This is a genomic window from Streptomyces sp. 6N223, assembly GCF_052246635.1.
GTDB lineage: Bacteria > Actinomycetota > Actinomycetes > Streptomycetales > Streptomycetaceae > Streptomyces.
This window is the reverse complement of record NZ_JBQQCA010000001.1, coordinates 341,542-361,207: the sequence shown is the minus strand read 5'-3', so window position 1 is coordinate 361,207 and position 19,666 is coordinate 341,542. Positions and strand designations below refer to the sequence as shown.

The 19,666-nt window shown below is 70.6% G+C and carries 16 protein-coding genes and 3 pseudogenes; 9 read left to right on the top strand and 10 right to left on the bottom strand.

Annotation, left to right across the window (positions count from 1 at the left end):
* Nucleotides 1–4: 4 nt before the first annotated feature.
* Entirely contained in the window at nt 5–673 is a 669-nt protein-coding gene (locus tag ACTWQH_RS01545) for a PIG-L deacetylase family protein (protein WP_443284414.1), read from the bottom strand.
* Nucleotides 674–685: 12 nt separating this feature from the next.
* A complete protein-coding gene (locus tag ACTWQH_RS01540; RefSeq protein ID WP_443284413.1) occupies nt 686–1,189 on the bottom strand; it encodes a GNAT family N-acetyltransferase in 504 nt (167 codons plus the stop codon).
* 189 nt (nt 1,190–1,378) lie between these two features.
* Between ACTWQH_RS01540 and ACTWQH_RS01535 the strand changes: the two genes are divergently transcribed.
* On the top strand, nt 1,379–2,758 hold the full coding sequence (locus tag ACTWQH_RS01535) for an O-antigen ligase family protein (RefSeq protein ID WP_443284412.1): 1,380 nt from the start codon (nt 1,379–1,381) through the stop codon (nt 2,756–2,758).
* Here ACTWQH_RS01535 and ACTWQH_RS01530 read toward each other — a convergent pair.
* Both ACTWQH_RS01530 and ACTWQH_RS01525 read right to left on the bottom strand, forming a co-directional pair.
* A complete protein-coding gene (locus tag ACTWQH_RS01530; protein WP_443284411.1) occupies nt 2,685–4,109 on the bottom strand; it encodes a lipopolysaccharide biosynthesis protein in 1,425 nt (474 codons plus the stop codon). The genes ACTWQH_RS01535 and ACTWQH_RS01530 overlap by 74 nt on opposite strands.
* 12 nt (nt 4,110–4,121) lie before the next feature.
* The gene (locus ACTWQH_RS01525) at nt 4,122–5,405 is read right to left on the bottom strand and encodes a nucleotide sugar dehydrogenase (protein WP_443284410.1); all 1,284 of its coding nucleotides are present in this window, start codon (nt 5,403–5,405) and stop codon (nt 4,122–4,124) included.
* 218 nt (nt 5,406–5,623) lie between these two features.
* Here ACTWQH_RS01525 and ACTWQH_RS01520 point away from each other — a divergent pair, with 218 nt between their 5' ends.
* Nucleotides 5,624–6,688: an NAD-dependent epimerase/dehydratase family protein gene (locus ACTWQH_RS01520; protein WP_443284409.1), complete on the top strand. Its 1,065-nt coding sequence runs from the start codon at nt 5,624–5,626 to the stop codon at nt 6,686–6,688.
* Nucleotides 6,685–7,344, top strand: a pseudogene (locus ACTWQH_RS01515) (glycosyltransferase family 4 protein); the annotation flags it as partial. The gene ACTWQH_RS01520 and the pseudogene ACTWQH_RS01515, both read left to right, overlap by 4 nt.
* Before the next feature lie 328 nt (nt 7,345–7,672).
* Here ACTWQH_RS01515 and ACTWQH_RS01510 read toward each other — a convergent pair.
* Both ACTWQH_RS01510 and ACTWQH_RS01505 read right to left on the bottom strand, forming a co-directional pair.
* A complete protein-coding gene (locus ACTWQH_RS01510; RefSeq protein WP_443284408.1) occupies nt 7,673–8,722 on the bottom strand; it encodes an NAD-dependent epimerase/dehydratase family protein in 1,050 nt (349 codons plus the stop codon).
* The gene (locus tag ACTWQH_RS01505; RefSeq protein ID WP_443284407.1) at nt 8,719–9,909 is read right to left on the bottom strand and encodes a glycosyltransferase; all 1,191 of its coding nucleotides are present in this window, start codon (nt 9,907–9,909) and stop codon (nt 8,719–8,721) included. The genes ACTWQH_RS01510 and ACTWQH_RS01505 overlap by 4 nt, the downstream gene beginning before the upstream one ends.
* Before the next feature lie 136 nt (nt 9,910–10,045).
* Here ACTWQH_RS01505 and ACTWQH_RS01500 point away from each other — a divergent pair, with 136 nt between their 5' ends.
* Complete coding sequence (locus tag ACTWQH_RS01500; RefSeq protein ID WP_443284406.1) at nt 10,046–10,663, top strand: arsenate reductase/protein-tyrosine-phosphatase family protein; 618 nt, start codon at nt 10,046–10,048, stop codon at nt 10,661–10,663.
* Here the strand turns inward: ACTWQH_RS01500 and ACTWQH_RS01495 are convergent.
* Nucleotides 10,645–12,354: a DUF4012 domain-containing protein gene (locus ACTWQH_RS01495; RefSeq protein WP_443284405.1), complete on the bottom strand. Its 1,710-nt coding sequence runs from the start codon at nt 12,352–12,354 to the stop codon at nt 10,645–10,647. The genes ACTWQH_RS01500 and ACTWQH_RS01495 overlap by 19 nt on opposite strands.
* 113 nt (nt 12,355–12,467) lie before the next feature.
* Nucleotides 12,468–13,019, bottom strand: a complete 552-nt coding sequence (locus tag ACTWQH_RS01490) for a hypothetical protein (protein ID WP_443284404.1) — start codon at nt 13,017–13,019, stop codon at nt 12,468–12,470.
* Between the two features lie 228 nt (nt 13,020–13,247).
* Here ACTWQH_RS01490 and ACTWQH_RS01485 point away from each other — a divergent pair, with 228 nt between their 5' ends.
* Entirely contained in the window at nt 13,248–14,735 is a 1,488-nt protein-coding gene (locus ACTWQH_RS01485; RefSeq protein WP_443284403.1) for a polysaccharide biosynthesis tyrosine autokinase, read from the top strand.
* Nucleotides 14,736–14,750: 15 nt separating this feature from the next.
* Here the strand turns inward: ACTWQH_RS01485 and ACTWQH_RS01480 are convergent, their stop codons facing one another.
* Together ACTWQH_RS01480 and ACTWQH_RS01475 are read right to left on the bottom strand one after the other, a co-directional pair.
* Complete coding sequence (locus tag ACTWQH_RS01480; RefSeq protein WP_443284402.1) at nt 14,751–15,383, bottom strand: choice-of-anchor C family protein; 633 nt, start codon at nt 15,381–15,383, stop codon at nt 14,751–14,753.
* Nucleotides 15,384–15,631: 248 nt separating this feature from the next.
* Nucleotides 15,632–16,306: a nuclear transport factor 2 family protein gene (locus ACTWQH_RS01475; RefSeq protein ID WP_443284401.1), complete on the bottom strand. Its 675-nt coding sequence runs from the start codon at nt 16,304–16,306 to the stop codon at nt 15,632–15,634.
* Between the two features lie 68 nt (nt 16,307–16,374).
* On the opposite strand from ACTWQH_RS01475, the gene ACTWQH_RS01470 reads away from it, so the two are divergent.
* From ACTWQH_RS01470 to ACTWQH_RS01455, 4 genes and pseudogenes are all read left to right on the top strand, one after another.
* A complete protein-coding gene (locus ACTWQH_RS01470) occupies nt 16,375–16,656 on the top strand; it encodes a cupin domain-containing protein (RefSeq protein ID WP_443284400.1) in 282 nt (93 codons plus the stop codon).
* Between the two features lie 99 nt (nt 16,657–16,755).
* Nucleotides 16,756–17,076, top strand: a complete 321-nt coding sequence (locus ACTWQH_RS01465; protein WP_443284458.1) for a helix-turn-helix transcriptional regulator — start codon at nt 16,756–16,758, stop codon at nt 17,074–17,076.
* A 230-nt stretch (nt 17,077–17,306) separates the two neighbouring features.
* A pseudogene (locus ACTWQH_RS01460) lies at nt 17,307–18,121 on the top strand (IS5 family transposase).
* A 243-nt stretch (nt 18,122–18,364) separates the two neighbouring features.
* Nucleotides 18,365–19,233, top strand: a pseudogene (locus ACTWQH_RS01455) (IS5 family transposase).
* Nucleotides 19,234–19,666 lie beyond the last annotated feature (433 nt).

The window sequence follows — 19,666 nt, the reverse complement described above, 5'->3', positions numbered from 1 at the left end:
GCCGTCACATCAGGGCTTCCATGCGGGAGATCTCGAACGCCTCGCCGTACCGGGCGCCCATCTCGTAGCCCCGGTAGCGGGAGCGGGCCTCGACGCCCTCGATCCACTTCTCCCCGCCGTACTTCTCATACTCCGACTGGTGCTGGCGCAGCGCCCGGAGCTTCAGCTCAACGGTGTCGTCGATGTTGACGTACAGCTGGGGACGGAAGCCGACGTAGCTGCGCCCGGCGGGCGTGATCGGCTCGTACATGACGATGGAGTTGTAGTACCTGCCGGCGGCGATGGTGGCGAGCGCGGTGTTGGCGTGGGACCGGTGCGTGTCGAACGGCCAGTGCGTGAAGACCATGGTGGGCCTGAAGTCGTCGACGACCTTGTTGATGGCCTCCACCACGGTCGAGTGGTTCTCCACGTCCTTGGCCGGGAACCGCAGGATGTCGAGCTCCTTCACGCCCAGTGTCGTGGCGGCCTCCTTCCCCTCCGCCACCGCCACGTCGGCTTCGCGGCAGCGGCTGCCGTCGTAGGCGGTGTACGCGGAGGTGCTCATCACCAGGAAGCGCACCAGCGCCCCGGCCCGGACCAGCCGGGCGGCGGTGCCCGCGGCCGCGAGCTCGATGTCGTCGAGGTGCGCCCCGACGAAAAGGCTTCGTTCGAATGTCGGGTTACTGCAGAGCATCGTGATGTCCTCTCAGCTTCTGCCGTGGTCCTGGGCGGCACCGGCCCGGCCCGGGCCCGCCAGCGCGACCTTCCCGGCCGACGTGCTGCCGGTGACGCCGAATCCCGCGCGTGCGTAGAGCGAGAGCGCCGGATTGTTGCGGGGGTCGCAGACGAGGGTTACGGACCCGGAGATCCCGGCGAGGAGGCGGTCGAGCATCTGGGAGGCGATGCCGGTGCCCCAGTGGACGGGGTCGGTGGCCAGCCGGTGGATGTGCGCCCCGTGCCACTGCCGGGCGGCGATGAGGAAGCCGACCGGCCTGCCCGAGACCAGGGCGACGAGGCTCAGCTCCGCCTTGCCGGGCAGCGGGCGGGTGAAGTTCTCCGCCTGCCACGGCTCGTCGTCGTAGTGGCTGCTGGCCTGGTGGGCCCGCCGTTCCACCTCGACGAGCTCGGGAAGTAGATGGTGCGCCACCTGCTCCAGCCGCAGCAGCTGCCGCTGTGGGTGAGACGCGGCCGATTCCGCCCTGCCGTCCATGCCAGGCTCCCGCCCGGAGTCGCGATCAATGTCGCCCCTTGTAGTCAGGTTGACACGCTACGGAGCCACATGGGGCCCGATAGGCCTGATTCACCCGAAAGGCGTATCCAACCCGCTTGCCGGCCCCTTCCATGCGCGCGGCGCGGCAGACTGGGCGCGGCCGTCGTCGGGAGCGCAGGCGGAGGTGTCATGCGACGTCATGTGATGCGGAGCCCGTCCCGGGATGTCGCCCTGCCACTGGCGGGCGTGGCGGCAGCCCTGCTGCTGCTCACGTACAGCCTCGCCGCGCACAGTGATCTCGTCGCCGGCCTGCTCGCGTCGCCGGATTCCGGGGCAGCCCAGGCGGGGGGTGACGCGGGGTGGGGGGTGGTACCCCTGGTCGGGGCGGTCGCGGCCGTCGCCGCTCTGCTGCTGCCGCCTGGCGTGCTGCTGATGGCGGCCATCGTGACGGTTCACGGGCTGGGCACCGCCGCGCTCGCGGCCCCGGTGGCGGGGCCGCTGCTCGCCAGCGACCTGCTGCTGCTGGTGTATCTGGTGCGTGCGCCGGCGCTGCCGCGCCAGGCGGCGGCGCGCCGGCTCGTCGGCCCGTCCCTGGCGCTCTTCCTGGGCTGGTCCTTCCTGGCCACGGTCATCGCCGGGGTCTCCGTCACGCCGCTGCTGCGGATCGGCGTCTACGCCGCGGTGTTCCTGGCGCTGTCGCGCGGCGGGGCCGTCCAGCGGCGGGCAGTCTACGGCGTCGTCCTCTGCTACGCCCTGGTCAACCTCGCCGGCGGCGTGCTTCAGGGACAGACCCGCCTGGTGGGCCTGGACATCGGCGATCCGGCGCAGACCGGCGCGCTGTTGCTGGCCGCGCTGTGTCCTCTGCTCACCGGCGAACTCCGGTTCACCGGCCGCTGGGTCGTCGCCGCGGCCCTGTTGGGCGGGATCTTCCTGACCCAGACTCGCGGCGTGTGGTTCGCCGTGCTCGTCGTGCTCGTCGTCTGGCGGCTGCCGAGGCCGTCGCTGGTCCGGCTCGTCACCCTCCTCCTGGGCATGGCGGTGCTGGGGTTCACGATCGTCGACTGGGTCTCCCGGCGGTTCGGACTCAACGAGGACAGCATCGGCTACCGGGTACACAGCATCGGCAACGGGATCCGCGACGGCTTGGCCAACCCCGTCTTCGGGAGCGGCTGGGGGGAGGTCTCGTCCATGGAGCACCTCAGGCAGCACCTGTCGGACACTCCCGAGGAGGTCAGGCCCTACAACCTGTTCGTCAGCGTCTTCGCCTTCACGGGAGTCCCGGGCCTCCTCCTGCTGACGCTGTTTCTGGCCGCGCTGCTGCGCCCGCTGCTCGCCGCCCCCCGCGGCGCCCCGCTGCTGTTCACGGTCGCCGTGCTCGCCATGTCCCTCTCGGAGTTGACGTTCTTCGCCGGTTCCATGCTGACGCTGCTGTTCTTCGTCTACGCCGGCCTGGGCCTCGGCGGGACAGACGACGCGCCGCCCGGGGACGGGCCGCTCAAGGAGCGGCATCCGCCGTCGACCGGTCGCCGCTCGGCTCCGCCGGCGCGCTCGGCGGGAGCATCGCCCTGACGAGAGACCGCAGGGCGGCGAACCAGCCGACGGTGCTGAGGGCCACCAGGCACAGCAAGCCCCAGGCGAAGGCGGCCGTCGCGGCCGAGGCGCCGGACCAGATCCGGGTCGCGGCCACCAGCAGGCCCAGCGAGCCCAGGCCCTCGGCCGTCACGAAGGCCAGCCGGACCCCGGGACGGCCCATCGCCGCCGGCAGCACCTTCGCCCACACGACCACGCCCCGCAGCGCGGCCGCGGCCAGCAGCACCACGGCGGGCGTGGCCAGCGCCGCGTACGCCGGGCCGTAGACGAGACCGAGCACCGGGCTGGACAAGGGGACCGCGAGCGCCACGCCGGCCACGCCCACGGCGGACGTCAGCGCGCTGGAGCGGAGCGCGTCGCGCGTCACCGCCGCGCCGTGGCCACGGGCGCGTGCCCGCGCCAGGCGCGGGTGAAGTTGTGCGGACACGGGGTTGACGACACTGGCGAGGAGGCGGCCCGGGGCGGCGACAACCTTGAGGTATGTCACGAGGGTGGGTCCGCCGAGCAGCCCGGCCAGCAGCGCGATGCCGTTCTCGGCGGCCACGGCCACCGACGCGGTGGCCGAGCTCTTCACCACGAAGGGGACCAGGCCCGCGGGCAGCCGGGCGTCGTGCCCTCCGTCGCCTCCCCCGCCGCGGGGAACGCCGCAGGCCCGGCGCACGTGGCGGCAGGCGTCGGCGGTGAGCAGCGTCGTGGCCGCCAGCCCCGAGACCGCGCCCGCCGCCAGGTAGCCGACCGGCCCGGCGGCCAGCACCGCCACCAGCGTCACCGCGCACCCTGCCAGGGCCAGCGCCACGCGTATCCGGCCGAGCCGCGACAGCCGGTCGGCGAGGGCGTAGCCGGCCGACGCACTGCCCGAGGGGGTGGCCATGCCCGCCGCCAGCACCGCCAGCACGAGGAACGTGCCCTGATCCCCGGGGAGCAACCCGGCGGCGGTGACGGTGATCGCGGCCGCCACGCCGACAGCCGTGGCCACCGCGCCCGTCGCGACGTCCACGCGCAGCAGCCGGTGGTAGAGCCGGGTACCCCGGCCCGGGCCGCCCCGCTGCGCGGCGGGGACGAAGTGCTGCATCGCGTCCTCCATGCGCGGGTCCCACACCAGGAACCAGACCGTCGCCACGGACTGTGCGAAGAACACCTGGCCCGCCTCCGCCGGGCCGGCGATCCGGATCAACGTGGCGGTGGTGACGAACGACAGCACCGACTCGGCCTGGCCGGCGGCGGTGAGCGAGGCGAAGGCGGCCAGGTGGGGCCGCCACGACAGCCGCGGGAGCGGGATGCCCGCGACCCGGGACCGCGGGGGACGTCCCGGAGGGATCCGCGATGCCACGCCGGGCACGCCCTACAGCACCTCGACGCGCTCACCGCGGCGGCAGCGGTTGCGCGTGTCGAACACGTACGCCCCGGCCCGCTCAACGAGCGCGTAGTCGAAGGCGTCGTGGTCGGTGGCGACAACCACCACGTCGGCCGCGCGGACCTCGGCCTCGGTCAACTCGACCCGGGTGATGTCCTGGGGCAGCAGTGCGGGGTCGGTATGCGGTTCCACGGCGACCACCCGGGCGCCGAGCCCGATCAGGGACCGTGTCAGCGCGAGGGCCGGCGACTCGCGGATGTCGCCGGTGTTCTTCTTGTAGGCCAGGCCCAGTTGCAGGACGCGGGAGCCGTTGACCGGCTTGCCGCGCGCGTTCAGGCCCCGGCCGATCCGCGTCACGACGTGTTCGGGCATGGTGCCGTTGATCTCGTTGGCCAGCTGGATGGTTCTGACGTCCTGCCGCAGCAGCCGCTTGACCTGCCAGGACAGGTAGCAGGGGTCGATCGGCAGGCAATGCCCTCCCACACCGGGGCCGGGGCGGAAGGGCATGAAGCCGAACGGCTTGGTCGCGGCGGCCTCGATGGCCTCCCAGATGTCGGCGTCCAGCGATCTGGAGACCATGGCCAGCTCGTTGACCAGTGCGATGTTGACGTGCCGGAAGGTGTTCTCCAGCAGCTTGCACAGCTCGGCGGTGCGGCAGGAGGCCACGGGCACGGTGCGCTCGACGATGTGGGCGTAGAAGCGCTCGATGCTGCGCAGCGAGGCGGCATCGATACCGGCGACCACCTTGGGGGTGTTCTCAAGGCGCCAGCGGGTGTTGCCGGGGTCGATGCGTTCAGGGCTGTAGCCGAGGTGGAAGTCGGAGCCGGCCCGCAGGCCGCTGCCGTCTTCCAGCAGCCGCCGCAGCAAGCACTCGGTGGTGCCCGGGTAGGTGGTCGACTCCAGGACCACGGTGGCGCCCGGCGTGATGTGGGGGGCCATGGTCAGGCCCGCGCGCTGGACGTAGCGCAGGTCGGGGACGCCCTCGCGCAGCGGCGTCGGCACGCTGATCGCACAGACGTCGAAGTCGGCGGTCTTGTCGCAGTCCGTCGTGGGGTGATACCGGCCGGTGGCGAGCGCGGCCGCCAGCCGTGCGTCGCTGACATCCTCGACGTAAGAATCACCGGACTCGAGGTGCTTGACTCGCAACTCGTCGGTGTCGAGCCCAATGACGGTGAACCCGGATTCCACGGCCCGTACGGCCAGGGGAAGCCCGACATACCCCTGCCCGACGACCACCAGCTTCTGCTGCCTGCAGCGCCTGTCGTTACACACAACGGCTCACTCTCCGAAAATAATATTATGCCCCCAATCTCCAGTTGATTTCCTTCGGTTATATGCGCTCGAGAAGGCCGGGCTACTCGACCGGAAACCAAGGTTCACTCTTACTAAGTAACCGGGTGCATATCTGAAATAACTGAGGGATCATCACTCCACTGGGTATGACAATTGGGCGACTCGACAGTTTCCCTAGAGGACGGAGTGACGGCTATATGAATTACTGCACGACGTACCTGGTCACGGGAGGGGCCGGGTTCATCGGCTCCCATCTCGTCGATGGCCTGCTGGCGGCGGGCAGGCGGGTGGTGGTACTCGACAATCTCTCCACCGGGCGAGCGGAGAACCTGGCGTCGGCCATGGAGCACAGCGGATTCCGGCTCGTTCAGGGCTCCGTGCTCGACGCCCCGCTGGTGGACGAGTTGACACGAGAATGCGACGCCGTGGTGCACCTCGCCGCGGCCGTCGGGGTCAAACTGATCATCGAACAGCCGCTGACGTCGTTCATCACGAACATCCGAGGCACCGAGACCGTGATCGACGCAGCGCACCGCCACGGCTGCGGGATTGTGGTGGCGAGCACATCGGAAATCTATGGCAAGAATTCACACGGCGCGCTCGGTGAGATGGCCGATCGCATCCTTGGCAGCCCGTCGGTTGCCCGGTGGTCGTACAGCACCGCGAAGGCCGTGGACGAGGTCCTGGCCAACCTCTACCACCGTGAGCGGGGCCTGAAGACAACCATCGTCCGGTTTTTCAACGTCGTCGGCCCCCGGCAGAGCCCGGCCTACGGCATGGTCGTCCCGCGTTTCGCCCGTCAGGCGGTGGCCGGCGAATCCCTGACCGTCCACGGCACTGGCCGGCAGCGGCGCTGCTTCGTGCACGTGACCGACGCGGTGGCGGCGCTGCTGCTCCTGCTGGACAACCCGGCGGCGAACGGCGAGACGTTCAACATCGGCGGAGAGGAGGAGATCTCCGTCGGAGAGCTCGCCGAACGGGTGATCGCCCAGGCCGGGAGCGCGTCGGCGGTGCGACACCTGCCCTATGGCGAGGCGTACGGGCCGGGCTTCGAGGACATGGAACGCAGACTGCCCGACACCACGAAGCTGCGCGAGCTGACCGGATGGCGGCCCCGCCACTCCCTCGGCGAGGTGGTGGCGGCCGCCATCGCGGAGGCACGCGAGCAGCGCGACGGCATGGTGCCGGCGGACGCGCCGGGTGTCCTGGGCCGGGGAAGTCCGGCCACTCCCCCGGCGCCAGTCGCGGAGGACGGCCGGTGACCGCCTGGCCGGCAGCGGCCGTCGGCGGCGCCGCCCTGCTGATCGTTCTGCTGGTGACGGAGCCGCTGCGGCGCCTCGCGCTCCGCCATCACCTGACCGACCGGCCGGACAGCCGGAAGGCGCACGCCGCGCCGACGCCGTACCTCGGCGGCGTCGGGGTCGCCGTGGCCACGCTCACCGCCGGTGCCGGCACCGCGCTCGTCGGCGGTCTGCTCGACCCGGCGCTGGGGATCCTCCTCGGCACCGCCGCGGCCGTGACCGTGCTCGGCCTCGTCGACGACCTGCGTTCGCTCAGCCCCGGGCTGCGGCTGTGCGTCGAGACGTCGGCGGCCGTGACGGTGGTCGCGGCGGGCGGCTGTCCCGAGCTCATCGGCTGCGGCGGCATCGACGCGGCCCTCGCCGTGGCGTGGATCGTCTTCACCACCAACGCCGTCAACCTGCTGGACAACACCGATGGCGCGGCCGCGTCGCTGTGCGCGATCAGCGGCGGGTTCCTGTGCGGCTCCGCGCTGTCCGGCGGCGCGGACGGACTCGGGACGGTGGCGGCGGCCCTGACCGGAGCCTGCCTGGGATTCCTCGCTCACAACTGGCATCCGGCGCGGATATTCCTCGGCGACGCGGGCTCCCTCTTCCTCGGTTTCACGCTGTCCTCGGCGGCGGTCGTGCTCCACGCCGACGCCGACGCCGACCGCTCGACCGGGCTCCTCGGCGTGTGGTTGGCCACCCTGATCGCCACTGTGGACACCGCCCTCGTCATGCTCTCCCGCCGCATGGCGGGACGGCCGTTGCTGCTGGGCGGCACCGACCACGCCGCCCACCGGCTGCGGCGCGTGGGACTGACGGTGCCGCAGGCCGTGCTGCTCCTGTGCGGGGTCGCGACGCTGGGCTGCCTCGCCGGTGCGCTGATGCTGAGCGGCCCGCTGCCGACGGCCATCGCGCTCGGCAGCGTCGCCGTGGCCGGCGCCTCGTTCGTCGGCTCGCTGGTCATGCTGCCGGCGGTGGGCCCGCTGGCTCCCGCTCCGGCGGGCCGTCGGGTGCCGCGGCAGCGCCCGCGCCGGCCGCTGCGTGACCTCCGGCCGAGGCTCGCGGATCAGGCACGTACCCGGGAAGCCGGCGGAACCACCGCACCGTCTCCGCCAGGCCGGAGTCCAATGGCTCGGGAGTGATGTCGGGGAACAGCCGCCGCAGCAGGCCGTCGGCCGCCTGGGAGTCACGAACGTCGCCCGCGCGGGCGGCCTCGTACCGGATCTCGCGGGGCGGGGACCCGACGGCGGCGGTGAGCCGCTCGACGAGCTGACGGAGCGATACGCGGCTGCCGAAGGCGAGGTTCACCGGCCCCTGGCAGGTCACCGAGCGTTCCACCGCGTCCGCCAGGACACGGGCGACGGTGCCGACATAGGTGAAGTCCCGCGTCTGCAGGCCGTCACCGAGGATGCTCACCGGCCGCCCGCGCAGCATGGCGTCGATGAACGCCGGGATGACGGCGGCGTAGGCGTGTGCCGCGGGCTGCAGCGGGCCGTAGACGTTGAAGAAGCGCAGCACGAGCACCGGCAGCCCGTACGCCGCGCCGTAGGCGAGTGTGTACGCCTCGGTGGCGACCTTGCTGGCGGCGTACGGGCTGAGCGGGAGCGTGGGCAGCGCCTCGTGCTTCGGCAACTCCGCGGTGTCCCCGTAAACGGACGACGACGAGGCGACGACCACGTGAACGCCGCGGCGGCGGCACGCCTCCAGCACACGCACCGTGCCCGTGGCGTTGGCCTCGTGGCTGGCGACGGGCTCGGCCAGGGAACGGGGCACGGAGGGGCGGGCGGCCAGGTGGACGACCGCGTCCGCCGACGACATCACGTCGTCGAGCAGGCGTGTGTCGAGGACACTGCCCTCGACCAGCTCGGCGGCGACGCCGTCCAGGTTCGCCGCCGAACCGGTGCTGAGGTCATCCAGGACGGTGACGCGATGGCTGGCCGGGCGTTTGGTGAGCTCGCGGCACAGGTTCGCTCCGATGAATCCGGCCCCGCCGGTGACAACAACGTTCACGTGCGTTCGCCCTCTCCTTCTGCTGCGGTCTTGTCTGCCGCGGCGCCGTCCGTCACGGGCGGCGGCCACCATCCACGCGCCACGGCGATCTCGGCGTACAGGCGGTCGGTGTCGGTGATCAGGCGTTCCGCGCCGAACCGGCGCACGGTCCAGGCGCGGGCCTGACGGCCCATCTCGCGGCGGAGACCGGGGTCCTCGAGAAGCCGCACGGTGTGGCGGGCGAGTTCCGTGACGTCGGGCGCGGCCAGCAGTCCGGTCTCGCCGCTCCGCACCACTTCCGCCACGCTGCCCACGTCGGTGGCGACCACGGCGACGCCGGCCTGGCCCGCCTCGATGAGGCTGACGGGCATGCCCTCGTTGTCGGAGGTGAGCAGCACCAGGTCCGCCGCCGCGTACACCGTCTCGACATCGGCGCGCCAGCCCAGCGGCTGGAGCGCACCGTCCCCACCGGCCTGGTCGGCCAGCGCGCCGGCGAGGTCGCCCTCGCCGCACACCACGAAACGGGCGGTGGGCACGGCCCGGCGCACCTCCCGGGCGACGGCGAGGAACCGGTCGGGTCGCTTGATCCGTGTCACGCGGCCGACGTAGGCGATGACAGGGCAGTCCGGTGGCAAGCCGAGCCGCCGCCGGGCGTCCGCACGCGGCGGAGGCGTGGGCAGCGTGGTCCCCGGTGGCACGACCGCGTACTGCTCCGGCCGTCCGATCCCGGCGGCGACCAGGTCGTCCCGCACCCGCTCGCCGACGGCCACCAGCCGGTCGGTGTGCCGGGCCAGCCACCGCTCCGCGTGGACGACCATGCGTGTGGTGCGGGGCGAGAAGTATCCGTGCAGGAGATGGCCGTGATAGGTGTGCACCCGTGCGGGCACACGCGCGAGGATGGCCGCGACGCGTCCCAAAGCGCCCGCCTTCGCGGTGTGGGTGTGGATGATGTGCGGCCGGAACCGGCGCATCGCGGCGGTGAGCTCCCGCAGCGCACGCAGGTCGTCGCCGGGCCGGACCGCCCGGCCCAGCGCCGTCACCCGGCTGACCGGTACGTCGGGGGCGCGGCTGTCCACGTGGTCGGCCTCGCCGGGGCCGACCGGTCCGGCGAACAGCCGCTGCTCGAAGCGCGCCGGGTCGAGACCGCGTAGCAGGGTGGTGACCTGGACGGCCGGGCCGCCGATGTTCATGCGGGCGATGACCCGCATCACGCGAAGACGACCGGCACCGGGGCGTGGCGCCGTCGTGGCACTCGTCATGCTCCAAGGTAAACGCACTAAGTCATGGAAACGCGCATTCGCCCCCTATATATCCTTCTCATGGCTGAATTGGCATACTGACGCCATGTCCGAACCATTCCGTGCCAGCGTCCTCATGGTGTGCACCGGCAACCTGTATCGCTCACCGGTGGCGGCGGGGCTGCTCAGACAGCGGCTGGCCGGTCTGCGCCGGGCCGGGATCAGGGTGACCAGCGCGGGCACGGCGGCCGTTCCCGGCACGCCGGTGCCCGCGGCGGTGGCGGCGGCCCTCCAGTCCCGGGGTGGCGACCTCGCGGAGCCGGTCACCAGGCGATTGACCGCCGAGCTGGTCGAGCGCGCGGATCTGGTGCTGGGCGCCTCGATCGAGCATCGCGAGGCCGCGGTACGGCTCGCCCCGGTTCGGGCGCTGTCCCGGGCCTTCACGCTGCTGGAGTTCGCCCGGCTGCTGCGGGAGGAGGACGCCGAGGGGATCGCGGACCCGGCCGCACGGCTCACGGCACTCGCCGGCGCAGCGGCGGCCCGGCGCGGCAGCGTCCGGGTGACGGGCGCCGCGGACGACGTGGCGGATCCCGCCGGCACGGACCCGTCGGGGTTGCGTGCGTGTGTGGCGCGCATCGAGGAGCCGGTGCGGCGGATCGCCCATGCCGTACTGAGCGGCGGGGTTGACTGTGAGTGGCCGTCCCATCATTCGCAGACCGGGTAAGGGTCCACCGTGACCGGCATCGGGGTGACCAGCGGCTGACGCAGCAGCGTCGGCGGCCGATCGCTCCCTTCGCTCTCCGGCTCCACCAGATGGAGCGTGAGGATCCGGGTGGACTGTGCGGGCAGTTCGACGTCCATGGTGAGGACCGGGTGGCCGCGTTCGACGCCGCTGTGCACGGTCGCGGTGCGGCCGTCCAGCTCGGCACCGGTGAGAAACGCGCCGGAGGAGGCGTAGTAGGAGACGAGCAGCCGGTTGTCGCCGGGCTGGGTGGGGTAGTCCGGGTCGTCGCCGCGCTGGGTCACGTAGGCGGGCAGCCCTGACCGGGGGGCGTTGTTGCTCAGTGTGATCTTCACGGTGACTGAACGGCCGATGTCGGTGCAGCGTCCGGGCGTCCAGCGCAGCCGTCTCTCCAGGTAGTAGTCGAGTTTGCCGCCGGCGGCGTTGTTCACGACGAGGCCGGCGAAGGGGCCGGCGTCCTGGGGCAGGATCCCGCTCACCGACCTGGTCTCCAGCCGCCGTTGTTCGTCCGGGCGTGTGCTCCACACCTTCAGGCGCTCCTCCGCCAGCACGTCGGACGCCGCTTCGAGCAGTGCGGGCAGGCGCTCGGCATCGTCGAGAGCACCGGTCAGGGTCGTGGCGGCGGTGCGCGCCACATCGAGGAGGAACGTCTGGCGCTCCGCGTCGTCCTGGAAGCGCTCGTAGGCGGTCCGCAGGACGAGATCGCGCACGTTGTCGCCGGTGAGCGCCGAACCGTCGGGCAGCCGGCCGGGGCCCGCCGCCCCGAGCAGGCTCCCCAGGGCGGTGGGGTCGAGCGCGATGACGCCGTCCACCCGCTGGCCGCTGTGCTCCTGCCAGGTGGCCGCCCATATGCGCGCGGCGTTGGGGAAGTGCGGGCTGAGGTTTGAGTTCGCCCACACGCGGGTGGGATCGCTGGCGCCGTACTGGGCGTCGAATTCGGCACCGAGTTCGATGGCGGGCCGGCTGCCCGACAGCTCGGAGCCCGTGCCGAAGTGCTCGAAACGCAAGGCGCCGTGGTCGGCCGTGAATACGGCGAAGGCCCCCGGCATTCCGCCGGTGCCCCGCGATTCGGCGGTGTTCTGAAAGACCACGAAGTACCGGCGCGGACCGTCGTCGCCCAGCATGGGCGGGAGGAGGCGGGCCGCCAGGGCGGCGTCATCGGTCGCGGTGGCGAGGCGCCCGACCTGCCGGACCAGTTCGTCCCGGGCATCGGCGGTCGGCAGCCAGGTGGTGCGCGGCAGCGACTCTGTCGTGGCCCGCACCTCCTCCGTGGTACGCGCCGCCCGGTCCAGGTCCGCGGTCGCGTGCCGGAGCCGGGACAGCGCGGCCCCGAGGCCGCCGCCGTCTCGGATCTCGCCCTCCAGATCGGAGACGAGCCGCACCAGCGGCGGCAGCGCGTCCCGTGTCAGCCGGTCGGCGGCGTACGCCGCGCCGCGCACCGTCTCGGCGGGATCGCCGAGGACCGGCAGCGAATCGGCGAGGAACCAGGCGGGCCCCGAGGTGAGAACGCGCGCCCGCGTGGCGTGCTCGGCCGCGGACGTCAGGGCCGTTCGGGACTCATCGGGGTTCGCGACGACCGACTGCCGCGCTGTCTCCAGTTCCCGCTGTGCGGCGAGGAGTTCGCCGCGGGCCAGCAGCCCGGTGACCAGGAGCCAGCCGGCGCCGACCAGCAACAGCCCAGCACAGCCGAGCAGCAGATGCCGGGCCCGGAACCGCCTGGGGTTCCGGGCCCGGCATCGTGGCGACAGCCGGCGCCGCCGGGTGAAGGGCGTCGCCGAGCCGGCGGTCAACGGTTCCGGTTCCTCAGACGCCGGGCTCCCAGCCATGCCCCGCCACAGAGCGCGACCATGGCCGCCGCGCCACCCACCTGGCGCGGCTCGACATCAGCGTCGGCCTTCTCAGGCTGTGGATCCTCCTGCCCGCTCGTCCCCTCGGCGAAAGGGAAGAAACGCGGGAACACGAACAGGTTCGCCGATGCCGTGAGGTTGGGGTTCTGACCCCTGAGCTGCAGGGTGTGGAAGCCCAGGCTGGTCGACCTGGGAATCGTGACAGTCCCGGACACATTGCCGCGCGCGTCGGCGGTGAACGTGCCCAGCGGCGTGTTCGGCCTGTCCCTCAGCACGGCGACCACCTGCTGGTTGGGAGCGAAGCCCCTCGCCGTGAACCGCACCGGGTCACCGGCGACCACGAAGAAGGTATTGAGGCTGAGGCTCGGAGGAGGAGGCGGTGGGTAGGTCTGCGCATGCGCGGCCTCCACACCCGTCAGCGGTCCCGTGAAGAGAACGGCAACCGCCGCGACGGCCGTGAGGATGGTGCGCCATACGGATCGTCTAGGCATTTCTCAACGCTCCTAGATCTGTTCGAACTGGCGGCGCCCCCCGGCAGTCTTCGATCAGACATCCGTCCTCTGTCCTCGCGAAACATCCTCCTAACGGCTCAACGAGTTTAATCACTCGAAAGGGGTAATGGGGAGCCTCCCCCTTACAGAAGACATGAGGCATATGCTCAACTTCCTTCCGATGACGCCCGCGCGTACCGGATGCGATGGGGGACAAAAACTGTGAATGTGCTCGATCATCTGCCGGCCCTGCTCCGCCGCTGGCGTGCCATCGTCGTGCTGGCAACGCTGGGGACGGCGCTCGCCGCGCTCGCCACCTCCGTCGCCGTCCCCCAGTACCGGGCCACCGCCACCCTCTTCGTGTCGCTCCAGAACACGGAGGACACGATCATGCTCAACGAAGGCAACAGCTTCGCCCAGGCGCGCGTCCGTTCCTACGCGGAGGCGGTGTCGAGCCCCAAGGTGACCGAGCCGGTCGTGGAGTCGCTGGATCTCGACATGACGCCCGCGCAGTTGGGGGGGATCATCAGCACCGAGGTTCCGCTCGACACGGTGCTGCTCAGGATCACCGCGACCGACACCGAGCCGTCCCGGGCCGCCCGCATCAGCAACGCCATCGCCGACCGGTTCACCACGGTCATCGCCGAGATCGAGCGGCCGGTGGGGGCCGAGTCGTCACCGGTACGGCTGAGCGTCGTCGAGCCCGCCGCCGTGCCCTCGGCGCCCTCCTCCCCCAGCCTCCGGCTGAACCTGGCCCTGGGGCTGCTGGCCGGGCTGGCCCTCGGCGTCGGCTTCGCGGTCGCGCGGGAGTCACGCGACTCCTCCGTGCGCAGCCGGCGCGACCTGACCGACTCCCTCGCCGGATCCCTGCCCGAAGGCGGCGCGCCCCCGGTACTCGGCAGCATTCCGTATGACGCGCGGGCCTCGGACCATCCCGTCGCCGGCCGCGACAACGCCTTCGGCCCCCGTGCGGAGGCATTCCGGCGGCTGCGCACCAGCCTGCGCTTCCTGGACGTGGACCGGACACCAAAGATCATCGCGGTCACCAGCGCACTGCCCGGTGAGGGGAAGAGCAGCATCTCAGTCAACCTCGCGGCGGCGCTCTCCGAACTCGGCACTTCCGTGTGCCTCGTCGATGCCGACCTGCGACGCCCCTGCCTGGCGCGCACCCTGGGTCTCGTCCAGGACGCCGGGCTCACCACCGTGATGATCGGCCAGGCGGAGTTGAGGGACGTACTGCAGTCCACGGACTCCTTCTCGGCCCTGACCAGCGGAGCGATCCCCCCGAACCCGGCGGAGATGCTGGCTTCCGCCCAGTTTTGCGGGGTGCTGCGCGAACTCGCCGACAGCTTCGACCACGTGGTGGTGGATACGCCCCCTGTGCTTCCGCTGGCCGACGTTCCCGCGATGGCACCGGCGCTGGACGGCTACCTGCTGGTGGTCCGCTACGCGCGCACGCGTCGCGGCCAGGCCGCCGACGCCGTCCGCGCTCTGCGGTCCACCCGTACCGCCGTGCTCGGCAGCATCCTCAACGTGACGCCGGCGAAGGGCGAAAGCGACTACTACGGCTATGGATACGCCCCCTCCCAAGGAGCACAGCGACGTCTCCCCCTCCGCCTCCCGGGCGGGCTACGGCAGCGCCGGTCCCCCGCTGAGGGCGACCGCGAGCCTCCCGGCCCCGCCGACCCGCAGAGCGAGCCGACGAGGCTCGGATAGCCGATTGGCCGTGGGTCAGCCGGAGCAGGAGCAGGAGCTCACCCTCACGTCGTCGATCACCGGGCCGGCGTCGCCGGGGGTAGTGCTGACGAACGACAGCTCCGTGGTGCTGCCGTTGGCCACGAACATCGCTGCCCGCTGGACGTAGCCCATGTCCTCGCGGGTCCTGCCGGTGATGTCGAACGTGAAGGTGGCGACCTGCTGACCGTCGGCGAGGATCTGCCCCGTCTTCACCACCGGGAGGCGATCCGGGGCCGGGTTTCCGGCGAGCCTGTAGAACACCGTGTACGTCAGCCCTGGAATCGTCTCGAAGGTCTGGGACACGCCTCCCGGGCCGTTCGCGTTGAGATCGACGCTTTGGACGCCCTCGGCTGTCTCCCAGTACGGCTCGCGCTTCAAGTCCACGCCGTTTCCGGTGACGACCCACGGGCCAAGGGTCTGGCCTGCCGAGTACGGTTGGACAGTGCCGTCTTGAATTGAGGGGTACTCAAACCCTCCGTTGCTGAACCTGGCCGCGGCGAGAATCGACGCCGCGGACTCCTGGCCGACCGTGTCGCCAGCTGGTGCCGGCTCTGCGAGAGCTGTTCCGGCACCAGACGCGAGCACGCCCGCCATTATAAGGGCGGTGAGGTAGCGCAAGGCCACCATGGTTCCTCCTCGATGATTCGATTGTGTGGGAGGCGTTAACAACACTCGGGTATCGAAGTCGAGAAGGGCAATACGGGGACAGCGGCTCATTGGGGCGTAAGGCAGAGCGAACAAAGCGCTATTTCGCCAACAGACGAATGTTCCATGTTCGCGTCGAATGAGCCGATCGTGCGCCGTCTCCCGCAGGCTCCGTCGGGCGATCTTGTGACTGGCCGATAGTCCGGTCCGCCCGCGGGCGCGGGTGGGGATCACTCGAGCCAGCGGCCGGTCCAGTCGTACAGCGGCGCCGTGGTGGCGTACTCGCGCAGATACGTGATGCGCTCCCCCGCACCGCCCGCCACCCTCGCCACCGTCGCGCCGTCGAACGTGTGGGACCCGCCCTTCCACGTGCACGTGAAGACCCACTCCGTGGTCAGCACCCCACCCGCCGACGCCTCCGACGTGATCTCCCAGGCGTCCACGGACCCGCCCGCCGCGAACCACGCGCGCATCCACTGCCCGACCCGCTCGTGGCCCCGGTACTCGGGACCGTAGGACTCGATCACCACGCAGTCATCGGCCAGCGTGTCCAGCACGCCCGCGATGTCGTGCCGCGTCCACGCCTCGATGTAGGCGCGCAGGAGGCTGGGGGCGTTGGGGGCGTTGATCTCCATGTCAGCGGCCAGCTGCATGCCGGCCATGCGGCGCCACTCGTAGGGCCCCGTGCGCACTCGGGCCGCCAGTTCGGCGTCGAAGGCGTCGTGGAGGGTGACGCCCGCGCGCTCGGCGGCGCGGGCCAGCGGCTCCCGGGCGGGGGCCACCACGTCGCCCCAGCCGCCGTCTGCGCCGACCAGCACCAGGCGGTAGCCCCGGACGCCGAGGTAGGAGATCTGCCCCTCCGCGCCGCCGTGCGCGGCGGCGAAGGCGCTCACGCGGCGGGCCATGCGGCGTTGATCATGGTCGTGTGGTAGGGAACGCGACTCGTGCAGCGATCATCAACGTCCGGCGACTCGTGACCATCGGCAGCGACCTGGGTGTCGAGCCGAAACGGGCCAGCGAAGTACTCGCCCCCAACCGCAGCGGCGAAGTCGTCACGTACAACGGCGGCGGCGACGTCTTTATGGTCGGCAGTTGCTTCGAAGTGAACAGCCCCCACGCCGAGGTGGCCCTGCCGACCCTACCGCCCCTCATGCGAGTCGAAACCTCGGGCGATCGAGCCAGGCTGAGGTGCTCTATCGAGCTCATGATGGAGGAACTGTGTGAGGCCCGACCGGGCTCGTGGCTGGTGGCGTAACAGCTCGCGCACATGATGCTGGTCCAAGCGCTCCGTCTGTACCTGTCGAAGAGCTCGGAGAACGACATCGGGTGATTTGCCGCCCTCGCCGATCCCCGACTGAGCGCGGCGCTCGGAGCGATACATGCGGATCCGGCGTTTCCATGGACGGTGGAGGACCTGGCCACGCGGGCAGGCATGTCGCGATCGACCTTCGCCGAGCGCCTTCGCAAACGGACCGGGGAGACACTCATCGCCTACCTCACGCGCTGGCGGATGATGCTCGCCGGAGAAAAGCTCATCCACGGTCGCGACACGGTGGCGCGAATAGCGGGGTCACTCGGATACGGATCCGAGCATGCGTTCAACACCGCATTCAGGCGTGTCATGGGCATCTCTCCCGGGCGACACGCCCGAGCCGCATTCGACGATGCTCGGTGAAGAACGCGACTGCCCGACGCGCCGGGACAGCAGTCGCTTGTCGGTGTCGTCGATCACCACGCAGTGGTGATGGGTCTTCCCAGGTCGATACCGGCCCAGATCGCTGTCACTCGCTTCTCCTCAGGTCGTGTTCGTACAGGCACCACAGACGACCTCGCTGTCGAGTCCCTACTGAGCGATCATGCCGCAATTCCTAAGAGGTCGTTTCCTTTGGTGGTTGGGTCGTTGTGCTGGGCATGGCGAGTCTTGTCGAGCGGCTGGTGCCGGATGAGTTGTGGGAGTTGTTCCGGCGGGTGGTGCCCGAGACGGTGGTGATACGCCCGCAAGGAGGTGGCCGGCGGCGCGCCGGGGACCGTGAGTGTCTGGCCGCGATCGTGTTCGTGGCGACCTCGGGCTGCACGTGGCGGCAGGTCCCGCCGGTGTTCGGGCCGGCATGGCCGACCGTCTACCGGCGTTTCGCGCGCTGGAGCGCGGACCGGGTCTGGGCCCCCATGCACCGGGTCGTCCTGGACGAACTCGGCACCCGCGGTGAGCTGGACTGGTCCCGCTTCGTCATCGACTCTGTGAGCGTCCGGGCCCTCAAAGGGGAGCCCTGACCGGACCGAGTCCGACTGACCGTGGCAAGAACGGATCAAGAATCCACCTCGTCACCAACCGGTCGGGCTTGCCGATCACGGTCGCCATTTCCGCGGCCACCACCCACGACAGCCTCGCCCTCCAGCCTCCCGTCGCGTCGATACCGCCGGACCGCAGTCGGCGCGGGCCACGCAGACGCCGGCCGGACAAACTGCACGGAGACAAGGGCTACGACTACGCCCACCTGCGCCGATGCCTGCGCGAACGAGGCGTCACACCCCGTATCGCGCGTCGCGGCAAAGACACCTCACAGCGCCTGGGCCGCCACCGTTGAGTGATCGAACGCACGATGTCCTGACTCGCGGGCTGCCGTCGGCTCCATCGCCGCTACGAACACAAGGCGGAACACTTCCTCGCCTTCACCGCCATCGCCACCACACTGATCAACTACCGCCGACTCACCAAGTGAAACGACGTCTAAGAGGTTTTTTTCTCCCTTGAGGTGCGCTTTCTCCTGCATTTCTCGGGGTGGGATCGTCATCTCGATGGGCTGGGCGGAATGGAGGTGACGCTTGTGCTGTATGGGGTAACGGCTGGGGCAGGGTGCGCCTTTGCGCCTGTCTCATCCCAAGACGCCTGTCGTGGGCCGCTGCTTTTGCCGGGAGCGCCGCGCGCCTGGACGCACTCAACCTGTGGGCGGTATGCCCAGGTCATGGCTGAGCGACGCCCCTATCCGAGCGATCTGTCCGATGCCCGCTGGGAGTTGATCGAGCCGGTTCTGTCCGCCTGGCGGGCCAGGCGGCGACGGGATGCTCTGGACATCGGCTGCCCGCCCGAGCACGACCTGCGCGAGATCATGAACGCGATCTTGTACGTGGACCGGACCGGTGTGCAGTGGCGCTACCTGCCGCATGACTTCCCCCCCACCAGACCGTGTACGGCTACTTCGCCAAGTGGCAGAAGGACGGCGTGTTCGCCCAGCTCACCGGCCTGTTGCACAGCTTGCTGCGGCACCGGGAGGGCAAGCGCGCAGACCCGTCGGCGTGTGTCATCGACGCGCAGAGCGTCAAGACGTCCACAAGCGTCCCCGTCGCGGGGCAGGGCACGGACGCGGCGAAGAAGATTGTGGGCCGCAAGCGGAGCATCGTGACCGACACGCTCGGCTTGCTGCTCGCGGTCCTGGTCACCGCCGCGAGCGTGCAGGACTCCGTGGCCGGCACCCACCTGATCAACACGGTCGCCACCGACCATCCCTCGATCCGCAAGGCCTGGGTGGACGGCAGCTACCGCCAGCATCTCGTCGAGCACGCCGCCAGACTCGGCATCGACATGGAAATCGTCCAGCGCAGCCCTGCAACCAGGGGTTTCACTCCGTTACCGAGGCGCTGGGCGGTGGAGCGCACGTACGGGTGGCTGATGTTCCACCGCCGTCTGGCCCGCGACTACGAAACCCTGCCCGCCCGCTCCGAAGCCATGATCCACCTCGCTATGACCGATCTGATGGCCCGCCGCCTCACCGGCGAAGCCACCATCTCCTGGCGAGACCCGACGCTACAGGATCAAACGCAAATTCCAGGATGAAATATCGGGAGAAAACGACCTCTCAGCAACCTCCGCAGGACTGACCCGACCGCACGAGCACATGCCCTGCGGCCACGCTCGCCCGTCTGCCGCGAGGATGGCGAGGTTGTCACCAGGTCACGGGCGGCCATTCTCCTCGCGCGTACGCCGCTATCCGCTCGGTCGGAGGTGAGACCCTGCGCACCGCTGGCCTTGATCGACGAGAGAACTGCGGTCGTAGGGTCATCGGCTCAGCTGAATGATGTGTTCAACCGTTAGGCCCGACCCCGCTGACCTGCGGATTCGCTGTTCCCATGTTCTGGCTCCCCCACCGAGGGCTCGCACCTGCGCACGGCACCGGACAACGTTGCCTGTGGATCGTCTTTTCCGCGCGATGAGACGCGCTCCAGCGTCATCGCCGACGGGTGCTGTCAGGCGGCCGAGTTTGTGAGAA